General features: G+C 73.9%; 13 protein-coding genes. 9 read left to right on the plus strand and 4 right to left on the minus strand.

The genetic code is table 11. The features are described from left to right. The first annotated feature begins 279 nt into the window (after nucleotides 1–279). The 7 genes from C4J65_RS28540 (at nucleotide 280) to C4J65_RS28570 (ending at nucleotide 10553) form a co-directional block, all read left to right on the plus strand. Entirely contained in the window at nucleotides 280–3162 is a 2883-nt protein-coding gene (locus C4J65_RS28540) for a DEAD/DEAH box helicase (RefSeq protein ID WP_115744979.1), read from the plus strand. Nucleotides 3163–3719: 557 nt separating this feature from the next. Further along, nucleotides 3720–5660, plus strand: coding sequence for an SWIM zinc finger family protein (locus C4J65_RS36200; protein WP_240330649.1), 1941 nt, complete (start codon nucleotides 3720–3722; stop codon nucleotides 5658–5660). Nucleotides 5661–5773: 113 nt separating this feature from the next. Further along, nucleotides 5774–6940 (plus strand): FAD-dependent oxidoreductase, encoded by a 1167-nt coding sequence (locus C4J65_RS28550; protein ID WP_115744981.1) that lies wholly within the window; start codon nucleotides 5774–5776, stop codon nucleotides 6938–6940. Beyond that, nucleotides 6937–7191, plus strand: coding sequence for a (2Fe-2S)-binding protein (locus C4J65_RS28555; RefSeq protein ID WP_115744982.1), 255 nt, complete (start codon nucleotides 6937–6939; stop codon nucleotides 7189–7191). The genes C4J65_RS28550 and C4J65_RS28555 overlap by 4 nt, the downstream gene beginning before the upstream one ends. Continuing rightward, on the plus strand, nucleotides 7184–8656 hold the full coding sequence (locus C4J65_RS28560; RefSeq protein ID WP_115744983.1) for an FAD-dependent oxidoreductase: 1473 nt from the start codon (nucleotides 7184–7186) through the stop codon (nucleotides 8654–8656). The genes C4J65_RS28555 and C4J65_RS28560 overlap by 8 nt, the downstream gene beginning before the upstream one ends. Beyond that, nucleotides 8653–9549, plus strand: coding sequence for a dihydrodipicolinate synthase family protein (locus C4J65_RS28565; protein WP_115744984.1), 897 nt, complete (start codon nucleotides 8653–8655; stop codon nucleotides 9547–9549). Before C4J65_RS28560 ends, C4J65_RS28565 begins: the two co-directional genes overlap by 4 nt. A 2-nt stretch (nucleotides 9550–9551) precedes the next feature. Then, nucleotides 9552–10553, plus strand: a complete 1002-nt coding sequence (locus C4J65_RS28570) for a proline racemase family protein (RefSeq protein ID WP_115744985.1) — start codon at nucleotides 9552–9554, stop codon at nucleotides 10551–10553. An 89-nt stretch (nucleotides 10554–10642) separates the two neighbouring features. On the opposite strand, the gene C4J65_RS28575 is transcribed toward C4J65_RS28570, so the two are convergent. From C4J65_RS28575 to C4J65_RS28585, 3 genes are all read right to left on the minus strand, one after another. Beyond that, nucleotides 10643–13210 (minus strand): collagenase, encoded by a 2568-nt coding sequence (locus C4J65_RS28575; RefSeq protein WP_115744986.1) that lies wholly within the window; start codon nucleotides 13208–13210, stop codon nucleotides 10643–10645. Between the two features lie 254 nt (nucleotides 13211–13464). Continuing rightward, nucleotides 13465–14142, minus strand: coding sequence for a GntR family transcriptional regulator (locus C4J65_RS28580; RefSeq protein WP_115744987.1), 678 nt, complete (start codon nucleotides 14140–14142; stop codon nucleotides 13465–13467). An 87-nt stretch (nucleotides 14143–14229) separates the two neighbouring features. Then, nucleotides 14230–15621 (minus strand): aminopeptidase P family protein, encoded by a 1392-nt coding sequence (locus tag C4J65_RS28585; RefSeq protein ID WP_115744988.1) that lies wholly within the window; start codon nucleotides 15619–15621, stop codon nucleotides 14230–14232. Nucleotides 15622–15827: 206 nt separating this feature from the next. On the opposite strand from C4J65_RS28585, the gene C4J65_RS28590 reads away from it, so the two are divergent. After that, on the plus strand, nucleotides 15828–16811 hold the full coding sequence (locus C4J65_RS28590; RefSeq protein WP_115744989.1) for a LysR family transcriptional regulator: 984 nt from the start codon (nucleotides 15828–15830) through the stop codon (nucleotides 16809–16811). Here C4J65_RS28590 and C4J65_RS28595 read toward each other — a convergent pair. Further along, complete coding sequence (locus tag C4J65_RS28595; protein WP_115744990.1) at nucleotides 16766–17707, minus strand: helix-turn-helix domain-containing protein; 942 nt, start codon at nucleotides 17705–17707, stop codon at nucleotides 16766–16768. The two genes, C4J65_RS28590 and C4J65_RS28595, sit on opposite strands and share 46 nt — an antisense overlap. Nucleotides 17708–17778: 71 nt before the next feature. Here C4J65_RS28595 and C4J65_RS28600 point away from each other — a divergent pair, with 71 nt between their 5' ends. After that, the gene (locus C4J65_RS28600) at nucleotides 17779–18684 is read left to right on the plus strand and encodes an NAD-dependent epimerase (protein WP_240330543.1); all 906 of its coding nucleotides are present in this window, start codon (nucleotides 17779–17781) and stop codon (nucleotides 18682–18684) included. The last annotated feature ends 85 nt before the right edge of the window (nucleotides 18685–18769 follow it).

Consider the following 18769-nt stretch of genomic DNA (forward strand, 5'->3'; position numbering starts at 1 on the left):
TGCCCGTCTCCGTCTCCGCCTCCGGACCCGTCTCCGTCTCCGCCTCCGGACCCGTCTCCGTCTCCGCCTCCGGACCCGTCTCCGTCTCCGCCTCCGGACCCGTCTCCGTCTCCGCCTCCGGACCCGCCTCCGTCTCCGCCTCCGTCTCGCCTCCGTCTCCGCCTCCGTCTCGCCTCCGCCCCCGGACCCGGCGGCAGGCCCGTCGGAGCCGATTGTCGGACCCCGCCCGTAGAGTCGAAGACATCTGATCGGGCAGACGGGCGGGAGGTGACAGAACGTATGGGCGACATGGCCGTGACGGAGGCAGGGCGGGCCGGGACGCCGACGGCGTCCGTCCCCGTCGGGCTCGCGGCCGTCTTCCTGCCCGCACCACTGCCCCGCGAGGGACGGATCGCCTTCTGGGACCCCGACGGCGGGCCGGTCGACGCGGCCCCGGACTCGGGGGAGCCGGCGGAGTTGACGGTCGTCCGCCCGCACGGCACCGGGGTGCGGCGCGGGACCGCGCCCGCGCTGTCGCTGCCGCTCGCCGAGGCGCTGCCCCACCTGGTGCGCGCCCGGCACGACCGGGCCGCCCACCCGGCCACCGCCTGCTGGGGCGCGGCGGCCCTGCACGCCCTGCGGCTCACCGCGCGCGGCCGGCTGCTGCCCGGCCTCACCGCGACCGGTCACGACGCCTGGCGGGCCGGTCCCCTCGACCCCGACGACATCGCGCACCTGCGCGCGGTGGCCGCCGCCCTGCCGCCGGAGGGCCACGCGGTTCCGCTCGACGGCCCCGGACCGATCCGGCTGCCGGAGCCGGAAGCGCTGGTCCGCGCCTTCCTGGACGCCGTCGCCGACACCCTGCCCCGCACCCCGGCCGCGCCCCACGCCTCAGGGCGGCCGTTCGCCGCACCTGAGGGCCGGCGCCTGCCCGACGCCCACGACTGGGCCGCGGAGGTCGCCGCCGGCATGGACGCGGGGGTGCGGATCTCGCTGCGCCTGGACCTGTCGGCGTACGACCTGTTCGACCGGGAGGGGGCGGGGACCCTGGGGAGCGGAAGCGGCGTCGCCGCCGCGCGCAACGCCGGCGCGGCCGTCGTCCAGGTGCACAGTCTCGCGGACCCCACCCTCGTGGCCGACGCGGCGGACCTGTGGTCGGGGGTGGCCGACACGGCGTTCGGCGCCCGCGCGCGCGTGGACACCGCCCTGGCGGTGCGCCGCGCGGCGCGGGTCTGGCCGCCGCTGGACCGGCTCACCGAGCAGGACGTGCCCGACGTGCTCGCCCTGTCCGAGGACGAGGTCACCGACCTGCTGGGGGTGGCGGCCGGCCGGCTGGCCGCCGCGGGGGTCGCCGTGCACTGGCCGCGCGACCTGGCCCAGGACCTCACCGCGACCGCGGTGATCAGGACCGCGCCCGGTTCCGCGACCGACGGCACGGGCTTCTTCGAGAGCGAGGACCTCCTCCAGTTCCGCTGGCAGCTCGCGATCGGCGGCGATCCGCTCACCGAGGCCGAGATGGACACCCTCGCCGAGGCCCACCGCCCGGTCGTCCGCCTCCGCGACCGCTGGGTGCTGGTCGACCCGGGGCTCGTCCGCCGGGCCCGCAAGCGCGACCTGGGCCTGCTCGACCCGGTCGACGCCCTCGCCGTAGCCCTCACCGGCAGCGCGGAGGCCGACGGCGAGACGGTCGACGTGGTGCCCGTCGGCGCGCTCGCCGCCCTGCGCGACCGGCTCACCGCGGGGGTGCGCCCCGCCGAACCGCCTCCCGGCCTGCACGCCACCCTCCGCGACTACCAGTCGCGCGGCCTGGCCTGGCTCGACCTCATGACCTCGCTCGGCCTCGGCGGCTGCCTCGCCGATGACATGGGCCTCGGCAAGACCGTCACCGTCATCGCCCTGCACCTGAGGCGCGCCCGCACCGAACCGACCCTCGTGGTCTGCCCCGCCTCCCTCCTGGGGAACTGGCAGCGGGAGATCAACCGGTTCGCGCCCGGCGTCCCGGTCCGTCGCTTCCACGGCCCCGACCGCACCCTCGACGACCTGACGGGCGGCTTCGTCCTCACCACCTACGGCACCATGCGGTCCGCCGCCACGACCCTGGCCGAGCAGCCCTGGGGCATGGTCGTCGCGGACGAGGCCCAGCACGTCAAGAACCCGTACTCGGCGACGGCGAAGGCCCTGCGCACGATCCCGTCCCCGGCGCGGGTGGCCCTGACCGGCACGCCCGTGGAGAACAACCTCTCCGAGCTGTGGGCGCTGCTCGACTGGACCACCCCCGGGCTGCTCGGCCCCCTGAAGTCATTCCGGTCCCGGCACGCCCGTGCGGTGGAGAACGGCGAGGACGACCAGGCCGTGGAGCGCCTCGCCCGGCTGATCCGCCCCTTCCTGCTGCGCCGCAGGAAGTCCGACCCGGGCATCGTCCCCGAACTGCCGCCGAAGACCGAGACGGACCGCCCCGTCCCGCTCACCCGCGAGCAGGCCGCGCTGTACGAGGCGGTGGTGCGCGAGTCGATGCTCGCCATCGAGGAGGCCGAGGGCATGGGCCGCCGCGGCCTCGTCCTCAAGCTGCTGACCTCGCTGAAGCAGATCTGCGACCACCCCGCGCTGTTCCTGAAGGAGGAGCACTCGCCGGGCGGGGCCGACCGGATGACCGCCCGCTCGGGCAAACTCGCCCTGCTGGACGAACTGCTGGACACGGTGCTCGCGGAGGACGGCTCGGTGCTGGTCTTCACGCAGTACGTCGGCATGGCCCGCCTCATCACCTCCCACCTGGCCGCCCGCGCGGTCCCCGTCGACCTGCTGCACGGCGGTACGCCGGTGCCGGAGCGCGAGCGGATGGTGGACCGCTTCCAGAGCGGGGCGACTCCCGTGCTCGTCCTGTCCCTGAAGGCCGCCGGCACCGGCCTGAACCTCACCCGCGCCGGACACGTCGTGCACTTCGACCGCTGGTGGAACCCGGCCGTGGAGGAACAGGCCACCGACCGCGCGTACCGCATCGGCCAGACCCAGCCGGTGCAGGTCCACCGGCTCATCACCGAGGGCACGGTCGAGGACCGCATCGCCGAGATGCTCCAGTCCAAGCGGGCCCTGGCCGACGCGATCCTCGGCTCCGGAGAGTCGGCCCTCACCGAACTGACGGCACGTGAACTGTCCGACCTGGTGTCCCTGCGGAGGCCGTCATGACCCCCCGGCCCGCCGACGAGGCCCGCCGCGCCCTGCGGGAGGCACGCGAGCGCGGCGAGGTCACGGCCGCGGATGCGGACGGCGGGCTCGCGTCGACGCCGACGCCGACGGCATCGTCTCCGCCACCGACGGAGCCTGGGGCGGAGCCGGGCGCGGAGTCGGCACGGGGCCAGGAAGGGGACCAGGACCAGGAAGGGGACCAGGACCGGAAGCCGCCGGAGCACACCCGGCCGCGCCCCGGAGACGTCGCCCGTGCCGCGCTGCGCAGCGCACTGACCGCGCGGCGGAGGGAAGCCCACACTCCCGCGGACGCCGCCGACGCCCCGGGCACCCCCGTCGCCCCGGGCGTCCAGGACACCCCTGGCACCCCGGATATCCCGGACATCCCTGGTACCCCGGACACATCCAAGGCTGATCCGGGAGATCGTCCGGGCGCGACGGCGCACCAGCCCGACGGCACGCCCGAGCCGACCGCCCCTACGGCCCCTGCCGCCTCCACCGGGCCGACCGCCTTTACGGATCCCACCGGGTCGACCGTCCCGCCCGTTCCCGACGGGGTGTGCCTCCCCGGATCCGGTGACGCGGGTGGCGGCCGACCGGCGGATGTGGCGCGTGAGGCGTTGCGGGCGGCTCGTCGACAGGCGAAGGCGGACGCGGCGGCCCAGGGCGCGTCCGCCCAGGGCGCCGCGCACGCGCGGCGGTCGTCCGGTCCCGCCGGTCGTCAGCGGCGGACGGGCGGTCCGGGCACCGCCGACGCCCGAGCCCGCGCCGTACGGGACTTCGCCGCGGACGCGTTCCGGCTCCCCCCGGAGGCGGACCCGGCCGAAGAGGCCCTGCCCGCAGGGGAACAGGCCGATGCACCCTCCGCCGAGGGCGGGGCCACGGCCCCGGCCGAGCCCGACCCGTCGCCCGGCGCGGCTTCCTCTCGGGACGGGTATGCGTCGGGTGTTGAAGATCCGTCCGGCGGCGTCGGTCGGCCGAGGGAGCCCGAGGACGCGCGGGCGGCGCGTGGACGGGTGGGGGGTCCGGTCGCGCACGCGGAGTCCGGGCGGCCGCCCGGTGCGGGTTCTGCCGCCGGTTCCGATTCGGTGGTCCCCCGGGACGGCGACTCGACCGGCCCCGGAGGTTCGGCGTCCCCCGGCGGGCGGCCCGGGCAGCATGCGTCGGCGGCGCGTGGCCGGGCCGGCTCCGCCGCGCCGGCCGCGAAACCTCGCGCGCCCCGCTCGATGGCCGCCCCGGACCGTGACGGCGATCTCCGGCGCACCTTTCCCGCGCTGCCGCCCCGGGAGGCCGCGGACGAGGGCTTCGCCGGTACCTGGTGGGGAAACGCCTGGGTGACCGCGTTGGAGGAGGGCGCCCTGGACGCCGCCCGGCTGGAACGCGGGCGCGGATACGCCGAGCGCGGGCACGTCGACGCCATCACCGTGACGCCCGGGCTGGTCCTCGCCTACGTGCAGGGCAGCCGGGCCCGGCCATACCGGGTGCAGGTGCGGCTGCGTACGCTGGGCGACTCCGACTGGGACCGGTTCCTCGATGCCGCCGTCGAACGCCCCGGGCACATCGCGGCGCTGCTCGACAGGGAGCTTCCCCACTCCCTGGCCGACCTGGCCGACCGCGGCGTCCCGCTGCTCCCCGGACCCGGCGACCTGACCCCCCAGTGCAGCTGCCCCGACTCCGGGCACCCCTGCAAGCACGCCGCCGCCCTGTGCTACCAGACGGCACGTCTGCTCGACGCCGACCCTTTCGTCCTGCTGCTGCTCCGCGGCCGGGGCGAACACGCGCTGCTCGACGCCCTGTCCCGGCGGAACGCGGCCCGCGCGGCACGCGCGGCGCAGGAACGCGGCCCGGCGCCGCTGCCCGGCGTCCGGGCCGGTGAGGCGCTCACCTCGCGTGCTCTGCCGCCCCTCCCGGCGCCGTTGCCCGCGCCCCCGCACCCCGAACAGCCGCCGGCCTACCCGGCCGCCCCGGGCGGCCCCGACCCCTTCGCGCTGGACCAGCTGGCCACCGACGCGGCCGCCCGCGCCCACGCCCTGCTCACCACGGGGCGGGACCCGGTCGGTGGACTGACGCTGTGGCAGGACGCCGTCCGGCTCGCCGCCGCGCGTCCCGGCGCCGGCCTCACCGTGGGCACCCGGGCGCTCTACGCGTCCCTCGCCTCGGCCGCCGGAAGGGACACGGCTGAGCTGGCGCGGGCCGTAGCCGCCTGGCGGCAGGGCGGGTCGGAGGGCCTCGACGTCCTGGAGGAGCCCTGGGACCCGCCGGCCGGCCGTTTCGACCGGGCCCGCCCCCTGCTGCTCTCCGCCGACCTCCCCGCCTTCCGCCCCTGGCGCAACCGCCTCACCCACCCGCGCGGCCATGTCCAGCTCAGACTCGGCCGGACAGGGCTCTGGTACGCCTACGAGTCGGAGCCCGGCCGCGAGGACTGGTGGCCGCGCGGCACTCCCGACCTCGACCCGGTCGGCGCCCTGACCGGCCTGGGCACCCGAGTCGATCTCTGAACGGCTCCGACCGCCGGCCGCGAAGTGGGCATTGTCTTCCGCCTGTCGGATGTATAGCCTCACTCATGGCATGTGACATTGCACAGCGAGGTGCGTGCACGGAGGAGGAGCCGTTGACCCTGAAGGTCGTCGTCGTGGGCGCGGGAGTCGTCGGGGCCGCCTGTGCCTTCCACGCCGTCTCGGCGGGCATGGACGTCACGGTCACCGACCGCGGACCCGTCGGCGCCGGGACGACCAGCCGCGGAGAGGGCAACGTCCTCCTCTCCGACAAGGAGCCCGGCCCGGAACTCGCCCTGGCACAGCTGAGCCGCACCTTGTGGGACGAGGCCGGCCGGGAGCTCGGACCGGACTCCTTCGAACTGGAGGCCAAGGGCGGCCTGGTGGTCGCGAGCGGTGCCGAGAACCTCGCGGCTCTCCAGGAGTTCGCCGCCCGGCAGGAGGCAGCCGGCGTCCGCGTCGAGCAGGTCGACCGGGTGCGGGACCTCGAACCCCACCTTGCGCCCGACATCCCCGGCGGCGTCCACTACCCGCAGGACGCGCAGGTGCAGCCGGTGCTGGCGGCGGCGGCGCTGCTGCGGGCCGCCGTACGGCGCGGCGCGCGCTTCCACCAGGGCGAGGTCGCCGGGGCGTTGACCGGCCGGGACGGCAGCGTGACCGGTGTCCGGACGGCCGCCGGTGACGTGCTGCCCGCCGACGCCGTCGTCAACGCCGCCGGGACCTGGGGCGGTGAGGTCGGACGGCGGCTCGGCGCCCCCGTCGAGGTGCTGCCGCGCCGCGGCTTCGTCCTGGTGACCGAACCGCTGCCGCCGATGGTCCGGCACAAGGTCTACTCCGCCGACTACGTCGCCAACGTGGCCTCCTCCGACGCCGGACTGGAGACCTCGTGCGTCGTGGAGGGCACGCGCGGCGGCACGATCCTCATCGGCGCCAGCCGGGAACGCGTGGGCTTCGACACCACGATGAACACCGCCGTGGTCGCACGGCTCGCGGCCCGGGCGTGCCGGCTCTTCCCCTTCCTGCGCGGAGTCCATCTGATGCGCGCCTACCGCGGGTTCCGGCCGTACTGCCCCGACCACCTGCCGGTGGTGGGCCCCGACCCGCGGGTGCCGGGCGTCGTCCACGCGTGCGGCCACGAGGGGGCGGGCATCGGCCTCGCCCCCGCCACCGGCGCGCTGGTGACGGCCCACCTGCTCGGCCGGCCCTGGCGCGGCGCCGACCCGGCCGCCCACACCGCCCTTCTCCCCGACCGCTTCCTCACCCCCGGAGGTGCGCCCCAGTGAGCGAGATCGTCGTCGACGGCGAGCCCCTGCCGTTCGTCGAGGGCCAGACCGTCGCCGCGGCCCTCGTGGCCACGGGCCGGGTCGCCTGGCGCACCACCCGCGTCGGACACCGCCCGCGTGGCGTCTTCTGCGGCATCGGCGTCTGCTTCGACTGCCTCGTCACCGTGGACGGAGCCCGCGGGCAGCGCGCCTGCCTGGTGCCGGCCCGGCCCGGCATGACCGTCACGACCGGGGAGGGCGACGATGACTGAGCCCCCGGACCTCGTCGTCGTCGGCGCCGGCCCGGCAGGCATGGCCGCCGCGGCCACGGCGCTGGCCGGTGGACTGCGCGTCGCCCTGCTGGACTCCGGAACCGCCCTCGGCGGCCAGTACTGGCGCCACCCGCCCGAGCACGCGCGAGCGGCCCTGCCGACCGACGACCTGCACCACGGACTGGACCGGTACCGCGCCCTGTGCGAGGCGCTGGCCGCGCACCGGACGGCGGGCCGGCTCGACCTGCGCCTGGGACATCACGCGTGGTCCGCGGTCCGCGAGGGCGACGGATTCGCGGTCCACGCGGTCGACCGCCGCGAGGCACCGCGGGAGAGCGCCGTCGTCCTGCGGGCGCCGAGACTCCTGGTGGCCACCGGCGCCTACGACCGTCAACTGCCCTTCCCGGGATGGGACCTGCCCGGCGTGCTGACCGCCGGCGGGATGCAGGCCCTGCTCAAGGGCGGCGGAGTGGCGGCCGGGAGTCGCGTCGTGCTGGGCGGCACCGGCCCGTTCCTGCTGCCGGTCGCCGCCGGTCTCGCGGCGCGCGGCGTCGAGGTGGTCGCGGTGTGCGAGGCGGCCAGTCCGCGGGCCTGGCTGCGGCACCCCGGCCCGCTGCTGCGCAACCCCGGCAAATGGGCCGAGGGAGCGGGGTACGCCGCCACGCTCGTGCGCCACCGCGTCCCGGTCAGCCCGCGCACGGCCATCGTCGCCGCGGAGGGCGGCGAACGCGTGACGTCGGTACGGATCGCCTCGCTGGCCGCGGACGGCAGCCCGCGCCCGGGCACGGAACGACGCGTCGAGGTCGACGCCGTCGGCGTCGGCTGGGGCTTCGCCCCCCAGCTAGACCTGCTCGCCCCCCTCGGCTGTTCCGTCACGGACTCGGCGGACGGCAACGCGGTGGTCGCGGTCGACGGGGGCCAGCGCACCACCGTCCCCGGCCTCTACACGGCGGGGGAGACCTGCGGGGTGGGCGGGGCGGCACTCGCCGTGAACGAGGGCCGGCTGGCCGCGGCGTCGGTCCTCGCCGACTCCCGCGCCACCCTCGTACCCGCGACCAAGCCTCTGGCAGCGCTGCGTTCGGCGGTGGCCCGGCAACGCGCCTTCGCCCGGGCGATGGCGCTGGCCCACCCGATTCCTCCGGCCTGGTCCTCGTGGCTGACCGACGAGACCGTCGTGTGCCGCTGCGAGGAGGTGACCGCCGGTTCGATCCGGGCAGCGTGCGCCGACGGCGCACACGACCACCGGCAGATCAAGCAACTGACCCGGGCCGGCATGGGCTGGTGCCAGGGGCGGATGTGCGGACCCGCCGTGCACTGCCTCACGGCGCGGCGCCGGGCCTACGAGCCCGCGGAACGGCTCGTCGCGACGCCCGTCACCCTCGGAGCCCTCGCCGACCTCGACGAAGGCCCGCCGGCATCGGCGGCATCGGCGGACAGCAGTGAAACCGACAAGGAGTGTCCATGAGCGAGACCCGCAAGCCCTGGCACGGCGTCATCGTCGCCACCAGCCTGCCGTTCGACGACGACCTCTCGGTCGACTTCGGCGCGTACGGCGAGAGCGTCGCCCACCTCGCCGCCCAGGGGATGCACGGCGTCGCGCCGAACGGATCGCTGGGCGAGTACCAGACCCTCACGTACGAGGAGCGCGACCGCGTCGTCGAGACCGCCGTAGCGAACGCCCCCGAAGGCTTCACCGTCATGCCGGGCGTCGGCGCCTACGGCGGTCGCGAGGCCGAGCGGCACGCGAGGTTCGCCAAGGACGCGGGCTGCCAGGCCGTCATGTGCCTGCCGCCCAACGCCTACCGCGCCGACGACCGCGCGGTGCTCCAGCACTTCGAACGGGTGGCCTCGGTGGGCCTGCCCGTCACCGCCTACAACAACCCCATCGACACCAAGGTGGACCTGCGCCCCGACCTGCTGGCCAAGCTGCACGCCGAGGGGTACATCGTCGGCGTCAAGGAGTTCTCCGGCGACGTCCGGCGCTGCTACGAGATCTCCGAACTGGCCCCCGGCCTCGACCTCATGATCGGCACCGACGACACCGTGCTCGAGGTCGCCCTCGCCGGCGCCAAGGGCTGGGTCGCCGGGTACCCGCAGGTCTTCCCCCGGGCCTGTCTCGCGCTGTACGAGGCCTCCGTCCGGGGCGACCTGGAGACGGCGCTGCCGCTCTACCGCCAACTGCACCCGGTGCTGCGCTGGGACAGCAAGACGGAGTTCGTCCAGGCCATCAAGCTCGGCCAGGAGCTGACCGGCCGCCGCGGTGGTGCCTGCCGCCCGCCGCGACAGCCGCTCGGCCCCGAGACCGAGGCCGTCGTGCGCGCCGCCACCCTGGCCCTCGTCGACGCCGGGGTGAACTGACGATGCGTTCGACGGTCTGCTATCACGCCGTCGACTCGCACACCGAGGGGATGCCCACCCGCGTGATCACGGGCGGGGTGGGCGTCCTCCCCGGCGCGACGATGTTCGAGCGGCGGCAGCGGTTCGTCGCGGAACGCGACCACCTGCGCACCCTGCTCATGTGCGAACCGCGCGGACACGCGTCGATGTCCGGCGCCATCCTGCAGCCCCCCACCCGACCGGACGCCGACTACGGCGTGCTCTTCATCGAGGTCTCCGGCTGCCTGCCGATGTGCGGGCACGGAACCATCGGTGTCGCGACGGTCCTGGTCGAGACCGGCATGGTCGAGGTGACCGAGCCGGAGACCCTGGTCCGGCTGGACACCCCGGCCGGACTGGTCACGGCCCGGGTGCGGGTGCGCGACGGCCACGCCGAGTCGGTGACCCTGGAGAACGTGGCGTCGTACTGCCACGCACTCGACCAGGTCGTCGACGTCCCCGGACACGGGGAAGTGCGCTACGACATCGCCTACGGCGGCAACTTCTACGCCTTCGTCCGGACCGACGACCTCGGCATCCCCTTCGAGCGGGCGCACAAGCAGCCGCTGCTGGACGCCGGACTGGCCGTCATGGACGCGATCAACAAGCAGAACCCGGTCTCCCACCCCGAGAATCCGGACATCGACGTGTGCCACCACGTCTACCTCGAAGCGCCCGGCTCGACCGCGGAGCACTCACGGCACGCCATGGCGATCCATCCGGGATGGTTCGACCGGTCCCCCTGCGGTACGGGCACCAGCGCCCGCATGGCGCAACTGCACGCCCGTGGCCTGCTGCCGGCCGGCCAGGACTTCGTCAACGAGTCGTTCATCGGCTCCCGCTTCGTCGGGCGCGTCCTGGGGGAGGCGACGGTCGGGGGCCGCCCGGCCGTCCTGCCCTCCGTCACCGGCCGGGCCTGGATCACCGGCACCGCGCAGTACCTGCTCGACCCCTCGGACCCCTACCCGGCCGGTTTCACCCTCTGAGCACGGGACCCACGCCTGCGGCCCGGGGCGGCTTCGCGCCGCCCCGGGCCTCGGTGCGTCGGTCGTTCCCGTGCCGGGTCCGCGCCGGGTCAGTAGCCGGTGGCGACGGTCACCCCGTCGAAGCCGTCCACCGCGTACAGGCTGATGTAGTGGGCGCCGGCCGCCGGGTGGTCGACGGTCAGGGTGTGGCTGTTGCCGCCCCCCGTGTCCCGCCGCGTGTATCCGGTGGTACCGGGCCAGCCGCTGTCGCTGTAGTACAGGTCCGCGTCACCCGTGCCGCCGGAGGTGGTGATCGTCAGCCGCGTGGTGCCGGCCGGGACGTAGAGATAGAGGTACGCGTAGTTCCCGGTGGTGGCGGACTGGCCGCTCCGCCGGCAGTTCTGACCCAGCTCCCTGGTGTCGGTGCCGGTGCACTCGGTGCCGGTGCCGCCGCTGACGGCGACCGTCCTCGTCGCGGTGGCGGTTGCGCCCCTGTCGTCGGTGACGGTGAGCCGCACCGTGTAGGCGCCGGCGGTGCCGTAGGTCTTGCTCGGGTCGGCGGCGGTGGAGGTGGTGCCGTCGCCGAAGTCCCAGGAGCGGGAGGCGATGGTGCCGTCCAAGTCCGTCGACCGGTCGGTGAAGGCGACGTTCAGGCCCTGTACGTCGGTGGTGAACGCGGCGGTGGGTGCCTGGTTGCCGGGCGGGTTGGTGCCCCCGCCGCAGTCACCGGCGGCGCAGCCCGCCAGCCAGGTGTACCAGTCGTCGTCGTAGCGGGTGCCGATGGTGCCGGTCAGGTAGGAGCGGGCGGCGTTCCAGTCGCCGGCGCGGTAGTGGCCGAGCACCGTGTCCAGGTCGGCGCGGTGCTTGTCGAGCAGGTACCGGGTGGCGAGGTAGCCCCAGCGGTAGACGCGGTTGGTGTCGTGGCTGTACGTGGTGTCGAAGAGGGTGCTCAGGGCGTAGGTGCCGCGGCCGGCCTCGGTCATCGCCTCCGTGTACGGAACGCCGCGGTAGGAGTAGGAGACGTACTCGGCGAATCCTTCGACCCACCAGATGGTCGGGGTGGTGATGTTGGCGTTGAAGTCGCCGTACATGTCGAAGCGGCCGTCGAGGTAGTGGGTGTACTCGTGGTTGAGGTTCCAGATCTGGAAGTCGGGGCGCAGCCATTCGGCCTCGTAGGCGATGAAGCGCGGCTGGTTGCCGGTCGCCGACGGGTCGCCCTCCAGGTACATGCCGCCGTTGTTGGTGTCGATTCCGAACATGGCACCGGCGTAGGTCTGGTAGTCGGTGCTCGAGTCGAAGACCACGACCTCGATCGTGTCGTTCCGGTCGCCGGCGACCGGCCCGCCGTCCCGGGCGACCGAGTGGAAGTAGGCGTCCTGGCCGCGCAGGCTGTCACAGGCGGCGGACAGCTCGCCCGAGGTCATCTGCTGGGCCCTGATGGTGATGCTTGAACTGCACGTGTACGTCACGGGCAGCACCGCCTTCTCCAGCTGCGCGGGCAGGTCGCAGGTGCCGTAGGAGGAGCAGTTGGCGGGGTCGTGGTAGGCGGTCATCTCGGCCACGCCGACCCAGAGCGGGGCGGTGGCGCCGGTGATCGCGCTCGAGTTCAGCAGGCCGGCGGCGAGCGGGCGGACCTTGCCCCGCAGAGCGGAGTGCTGCAGGAACCTGCCGAGTTCACGTCCGGCGTTGGACGTGAGGTAGGACTGGTCCGTACCCAGGAGTGCGAGGTGACCGGACGCGAAGCCGTACAGGGCGTCGATCAGGCTGGGATCCGACTGGACGGCGCTCACGAACGCGGGCACCTGGTGACCGCGGAAGGTCACCGTGTAGACGTTGTTGACCGCGTTGAGCATCCACCAGGAGGAGTTCCAGGAGGAGTCGTAGTCCGCCAGGAGCCGTTTGACGACGTGGATGTAGCGGGCGTTCTCCTCGGCGCTGTCGATGAGGGTCACGGCCTCCGCGAGGGTCTCGCCGTTGGCGTCGCCGACGTCGCGGGAGTGCGGACTGGCGAAGAAGGCGTCGAGCCCCGCGCGTATGGCTGTCCGCAGGCCGCTGCCGTAGGAGCCCACCGTGTCGGCGTTGTAGTAGTGCACGTAGTAGCCGGCCCGGAGATAGAGCACGAGCTGCGGCATGCCGGTACTCGCGTTGCCGGGGTAGGACGCCGAACCGTCGCGCAGGGCGTGGGCGACCGTGGTCATCTGCGCTTCGTGGAAGGCCTGGTGGGCGTCGCTTCCGGTCAGGTTGAACAGGGTGTTGACGCAGTCGGTCGTGGATGACTCGATCTGCCGCACCAGTGCGCTGCCGGTGCGGGTGGTGAAGGCGGAGACGTCGCACGCGGCGGCCGCGGCGGTGGTCTTCTTCCGGTCCGCGGCCTGCGGTTCCGCGTGCTCTTCGTGCTGCCCGTAGGACTGCTTGAGCACGTCCTTGCTCGCCGCCAGCGGAGGAAGCGCAGAGGCCTTCAGCCGCCCCTTGCCCACATGCTCGGTCGGGGCGGCGACGGACTGGGCCACGGGCGGGGGACCGGCGTGCTGCTGTCCCGTGTGCGCGGCCCGTGCGGCGGACACGGGGGCCGGGGGCAGGGCCCCGGCCGGCTGCGCCAGAAGACCGATGCCCATGGCGGCGGTCAGGGCAAGCGGCAGGGCCGCTCCCAGACGCCGCCGGACACTTGACTTTCTCACTGTGCCTCCCATGAGGGTGGGGACCACGCGATGCGGGGCCCATGGAGGTGAAGGGGCCGTGGATCGGGGAGGGCCGCGCCGTCGAACGGACGGGGGCACGGCCGATGCCTTGAGATTGGCATGACCACAACCTGTGCCATGTACCATTGCACAGGTGACATGACACGCGGAAGTGGTCTGACGGAATCACCGTCCAACGGTTTCCGCCGTCGCCAAGTAGCCTGCGGCGAAGGGGACTTGCGCGCGCTTTCGGCTCAGTCCTCGGTGTTCGTCCTGCCGTCCGCCCACAGTGTGCGGACGTGCGCGAGATGGCGGCGCATGCACTCCTCGGCCTCGTCGCCACGGCCGGCCACCATCAGGTCCAGCAGGTCGACGTGCTCCTGCGCGGAGGCGACCAGCCGCCCCGCCTCGTTCAGACTGCTCAGCCCGAACAGGCGCGAACGCTTGCGCAGATCGGCCACCACGTCCACGAGGTGGTGGTTGCCGGCCAGGGCCAGCAGCTCCAGGTGGAACCGGTGATCGGCTTCGAGGTACTTGAGGACGTCGTGCTTCCGGGCCGCGGTGACGATCTGCTGTGCCAGCGGGCGCAGCGCCTCCAGTTGCTCCGCGGTCGCCGTCGCGGCGACGCGGCCCACGGTGGGAACCTCGATCAGGGTCCGGATCTCGGTGAACTCGTCGAGGTCCCGCTCGGTCATCTCGGTCACCCGGAACCCCTTGTTGCGCACCGCCTCGACCAGGCCCTCCCTGGCCAGGTCCAGCATGGCCTCGCGCACCGGAGTCGCGGAGACGCCCAGTTCCGCGGCGAGGGTGGGGGCGGAGTAGACGACACCCGGACGCAGGTCACCGGCGATGAGGGCGGCCCGGAGCGCGTCGGCGACCTGATCACGCAGATGGGTCTGCACGGAGATCGCCCGGGACTTGAGATGCGGCATCCGTGCTCCTGCGTCCGACCAGTCAATGACCTCCCACTCTACAATGTCACGTTGCGCCGACGGTCGGTGCGGGCCCGCTCCGCCAGGTCAGCGAAGCGACGCCATCCAGGTCTCCACCTCGTCGGCGCCCCGGGGAAGTTCGGACGACAGGCACAGGGCCCCGTCGGCGGTGACGAGGAAGTCGTCCTCGATCCGTACGCCGATGCCGCGCAGTTCCGCGGGTACCGTCAGGTCGTCGGGCTGGAAGTACAGCCCCGGCTCGACGGTGAGGACGTGACCGGCCTCGAGCACACCGTCCGGGTAGGTCTCCCGGCGGGCGCCGGCGCAGTCGTGGCAGTCGAGTCCCAGCATGTGCCCCGAGCCGCAGAGGGTGTACCGGCGGTACAGGTCGGACTCGGCGGTGGTGGACGTGCTGCCGTACGGCCGCAGGCCCCACGCGTCGAGTCCCTCGGCGACGACGCGCATCGCGGCCTCGTGGAAGTCGCCGTACCGCGCCCCGGGCCGGAGCGCGGCGATGCCGGCCGCCTGGGCGGCCCACACCAGGTCGTAGACCCGGCGCTGGACATCGGTGAAACGGCCGCCGGCCGGCAGTGTCCGGGTGACGTCCCCGGTGTAGAAGGAGTCGGCCTCCACACCCGCGTCCAGCAGCAGCAGATCCCCCTCCCGCACCGGGCCGTGGTTGCGCGTCCAGTGCAGGACGCAGGCGTGGGCGCCGGCCGCCGCGATGGTCTCGAATCCCAGTCCGTGACCACCGAGCCGGGCACGCCGGTTGAAGGTCCCCTCGATCCAGCGTTCTCCCCGGGCGAGGCGCGTCGCCTGAGGCAGTTCACCGACGGCGTCCCGGAAACCGGCGACCGTCCAGTCCACGGCCGAACACAGCTGCGCGACCTCCCACTCGTCCTTGACCAGTCTCAACTCCGCCAGAAACGCGTCCAGTTCCGAGTCGCCGCGGGGATTCGGGGCCACCGTCGCGTCGACGTGCGCGTCCACGCCGCGCAGCACACGGGTCGGTACCCTCCCGCGCAGGGCCCGCTCCAGGCCGTCGCGCGCGGCGGCCTCGATGCCGAGCGCGGCCGAGGTCTCCGGCAGCGTCCGGCGGCGACCGGTCCAGAACTCGCCGTACCGCCGGTCGCCGTGGAACTCCGCGCCGTTCGGCCCACCGTCGCGCGGGGACCGCGGCCGGGTGAACAGGGTCGTCGTGTGCCCGACTCCGGTGGGTTCGAGGACGAGGACGCTGTCGGGCACCGCATGCGTCCCGAGTTCGGCGGTGAGATGGACGAACGCGGAGTGCGGCCGGAAGGCGTGGTCGAAGTCGTTGCTCCTGACCTTCAACCCACCCGCCGGGACGACGACGCGTTCACCGGGGAATCGCTCGGACACCGCCGAGCGCCGCTTGGACGCGTACGCGGCGCCCGCCAGGAGCGGCAGACTACGGCCCGTGTCCGCCCACCCGCCGTCGAAGGCGTTCAGCTCTGTCATCCGGTGACTCCTTGGGCATGGACGTACCTCCACCGCAGGAGGAGCAGGAGGCGGAGTCGAGATTTCCACGGCGGATTCGGCCGGACAACGGGCCCGGGCATAAGAGAACACGCGGACCATGCATAACCTTCGGCTTCCCGGCCGGGAGCCGCCGGTCGGCGAACGCATAATGGACGCCCGTTCCCGCCACACAGCGAGGTGTACCGATGGAGCTGGAGCTGCGCCACTTGCGTGTGCTGTGCGCGATCGCCGATTCCGGGAGCGTCGGCCGGGCGGCGGCCGCCCTCGGGTACACCCAGCCGGCGCTGAGCACCCAGCTGCGCCGGATCGAGCGACTGCTCGGCGAAGGGCTGTTCGCGCGCAGCAGCACGGGCGTGGAGCTGACCGCCTACGGTGCCGACGTCGTGAGCCGGGCCCGGGACATCGTGACCCGCGCCGACGCCCTCGGACGGCGACGGAGGACGGGCGGCTCGCCCGCGCCGGTCCGCAGACTCCGGCTCGGCGTCACCAACACACCGGTGGTGCCGACGCTCCTGGACGCCCTCCGCGAGGCCTGCCCGGATCTCGCGGTCTCCGTCAGCAGCGTCTACGCCACCGGCGAACTCCTCGGGCTCCTGGAGGCCGGCGAACTCGACGCCGCCCTGGGCGTCGACTACCCGGGGCTGCCGGTGCGGTACTCCTCCGCGCTCGCACATCGCGCCATCAACACCGTGCCGGTCTTCGTGGCCCTGCACGTCGGCCACCCGCTGGCGCACCGCATCGAGGTCCCGCTGGAGGAACTGTCCGAGGACACCTGGTTCGTCTCCCACGACGACGGAGTGGGCTGGCCCGGTGCCTTCTACGACGCCTGCCGGGCCGCGGGGTTCCGGCCCGCCGACACACACGAGTTCCACGTACTCGACCAGTTGCAGTCGATGATCGCCAAGGGCCTCGGGGTGGCGCTCGTCCAGCCCACCGTGTGCCCTGTCGACGGGGTACTGGTCAAGCCGCTGGCGGGAGATCCCCTGTGGCAGCGGCACCTGCTCCTGTGGCGCCGCGAGCTGGTCGGAGCGCCGGTCGTCGAGGCACTCCACCACCATGCCGTCCACACCTACCGGAACCTGCTGGCCGGAGCCCCGCACCTGCAGAAGTGGGTGACGCGCGGCTACACGTCCGCGCGCGTGCCCGACGGGTTGAAGCTCGCGCGGTAGGCCGTGGGCGTCAGCCCGATCCGGGCGACCAGGTGCTTGCGGAGGGAGTCCGCACTGCCCAGACCGCTCTGCCGGGCCACCTGGTCCATGGGCAGCCGGGTGGTCTCCAGCAGTTCCCTCGCCCGGTCGACGCGCCGGTGCAACAGCCATTGCAGCGGGCTCAGTCCGGTCTCCGCGTGGAAGCGCCGGGTGAGGGTGCGCACGCTCGTCCCGGCGTGCCGCGCCAGGTCGGTCAGGGTGAGCGGGCGGTCCAGGTGTTCGAGCGCCCAGGCACGGGTGGGCGCGAAGGACGTGCCGCGCTCCGGCGGCAGCGGGGTCTCGATGAACTGGGACTGGCCGCCCGGCCGTACGGGAGGGACGACCGCGAGCCGCGCGGCCGCGTTGGCCGCCGAGGCGCCGTGGTCGACCCTGATCAGGTGCAGGCACAGGTCGATGGCGGCCGCGGCGCCCGCCGAGGTGAAGACGCCGCCGTCCTCGACGAAGAGAAGGTCGGGCTGCACGTCGACGGCCGGGAAACGGGTGGCGAGGTCGGCCGCCAGCCCCCAGTGGGTGGTGGCGCGCAGCCCGTCGAGCAGGCCGGCCTGCGCCAGGACGAACGCGCCCGTGCACAGGGAGGCGATCCGCGCGCCCCCGGCCGCGGCCTTCCGCAGGACGTCGAGGACCTCCTCGGGAGCCGGCTCGCCCCCGCTGCCGACGGCGAGCACCGTGTCGGCGCCGTCCACCGCGTCCAGGCCGTCGGGAACCACGATGTCGGGGCCGCCCACGGTCGGCGTCGGACCGGGCCGCGCCGTGCAGACCCGCACGTCGTAGTGCTCGACGTTGTGGAACACCATCAGCGGGATCGAGACGTCGAAGCTCAGCACGGGCGGCACGACGACCGCTGTGACGCGATGCATGGCCAGAACCTCCGGACGGTTGGCATTGCAGCCACTATGGCACGGGGCCGTGGGACGGCACCGTGGTCGGTATGACATCTCATGTGATCGTCGGGCGCGGGGCAGCCGCGTCGAGGACCGCGCTTCTCCTCGCCGGGGACGGCGAGCGGGTGCGCATGATCAGCAGGACCGGCCGCGGGCCCGACCACCCGCTCGTCGAGAGGGTGGCCGCGGACGCGACCGACACCGGCCGGCTCACCGAACTGACGGAGGGCGCCGACACGCTGTTCACCACCGCCGCGCCGCCGTACCACCAGTGGCCCGAACGGTTCCCCGCCCTGTCGGCGTCGCTCCTGAGCGCGGTGCGGCGGACCGGGGCCGCGTACGTCATGCTCGGCAACCACTACGGCTACGGCCCGGTGAGCGGGCCGATCACTCCCGACCTGCCCCTGGCCGCCACCGGTCCCAAGGGACGGGTCAGAGCACGGGTGTGGGAGGAGGCCGCCGCCTCGGGGGTGAAGGTCACCGAGGTGCGGGCCGCCCAGTTCTACGGCGCCGGCGCCTTCTCGGTGTTCAGCCTCATGGTGCAGGAGCCGGTCCTGGCCGGCCGGCTTGCCCTGGTGCCCCAGGAACTCGACGTGCCGCACAGCTACTCCGCGATCGGCGACACCGCCCGCACGCTGGTCGCCGCGAGCCGCACCGAGCAGGCGTACGGCCGGGCCTGGCACGTCCCCGCCTCGACCCTGCCGGTGCGGGAACTGGCCGGACGGCTCGCCGGACTCGCGGGTGCGCCGACCCCGCGGTTGGAGGAGATGACCGAACGCGACCTCACCATGCTGGCCTTCACCGATCCGTTCTGGGCGGAAATGCACGAGGTGCTCACCGAGCCCGGTCACCCGTTCGTCGTCGACCACTCGGAGACCGGGAAGATCCTGGGCGTGCACGCCACCCCGGTGGACGACGTCCTCGGGGAGGTCGTCCCGGACCCGGGGGTGTAGACACCCGCGGGCACCGGCCGCCCGGTGTCCGGTTCTCGCCGGTCCGGGCTAAATGCCTGGACTGCGGCCCCCGTCCGACGGGAGA

Origin of the sequence: Streptomyces sp. CB09001 (genome assembly GCF_003369795.1) — a bacterium.
In the GTDB taxonomy this organism is placed as follows: domain Bacteria; phylum Actinomycetota; class Actinomycetes; order Streptomycetales; family Streptomycetaceae; genus Streptomyces.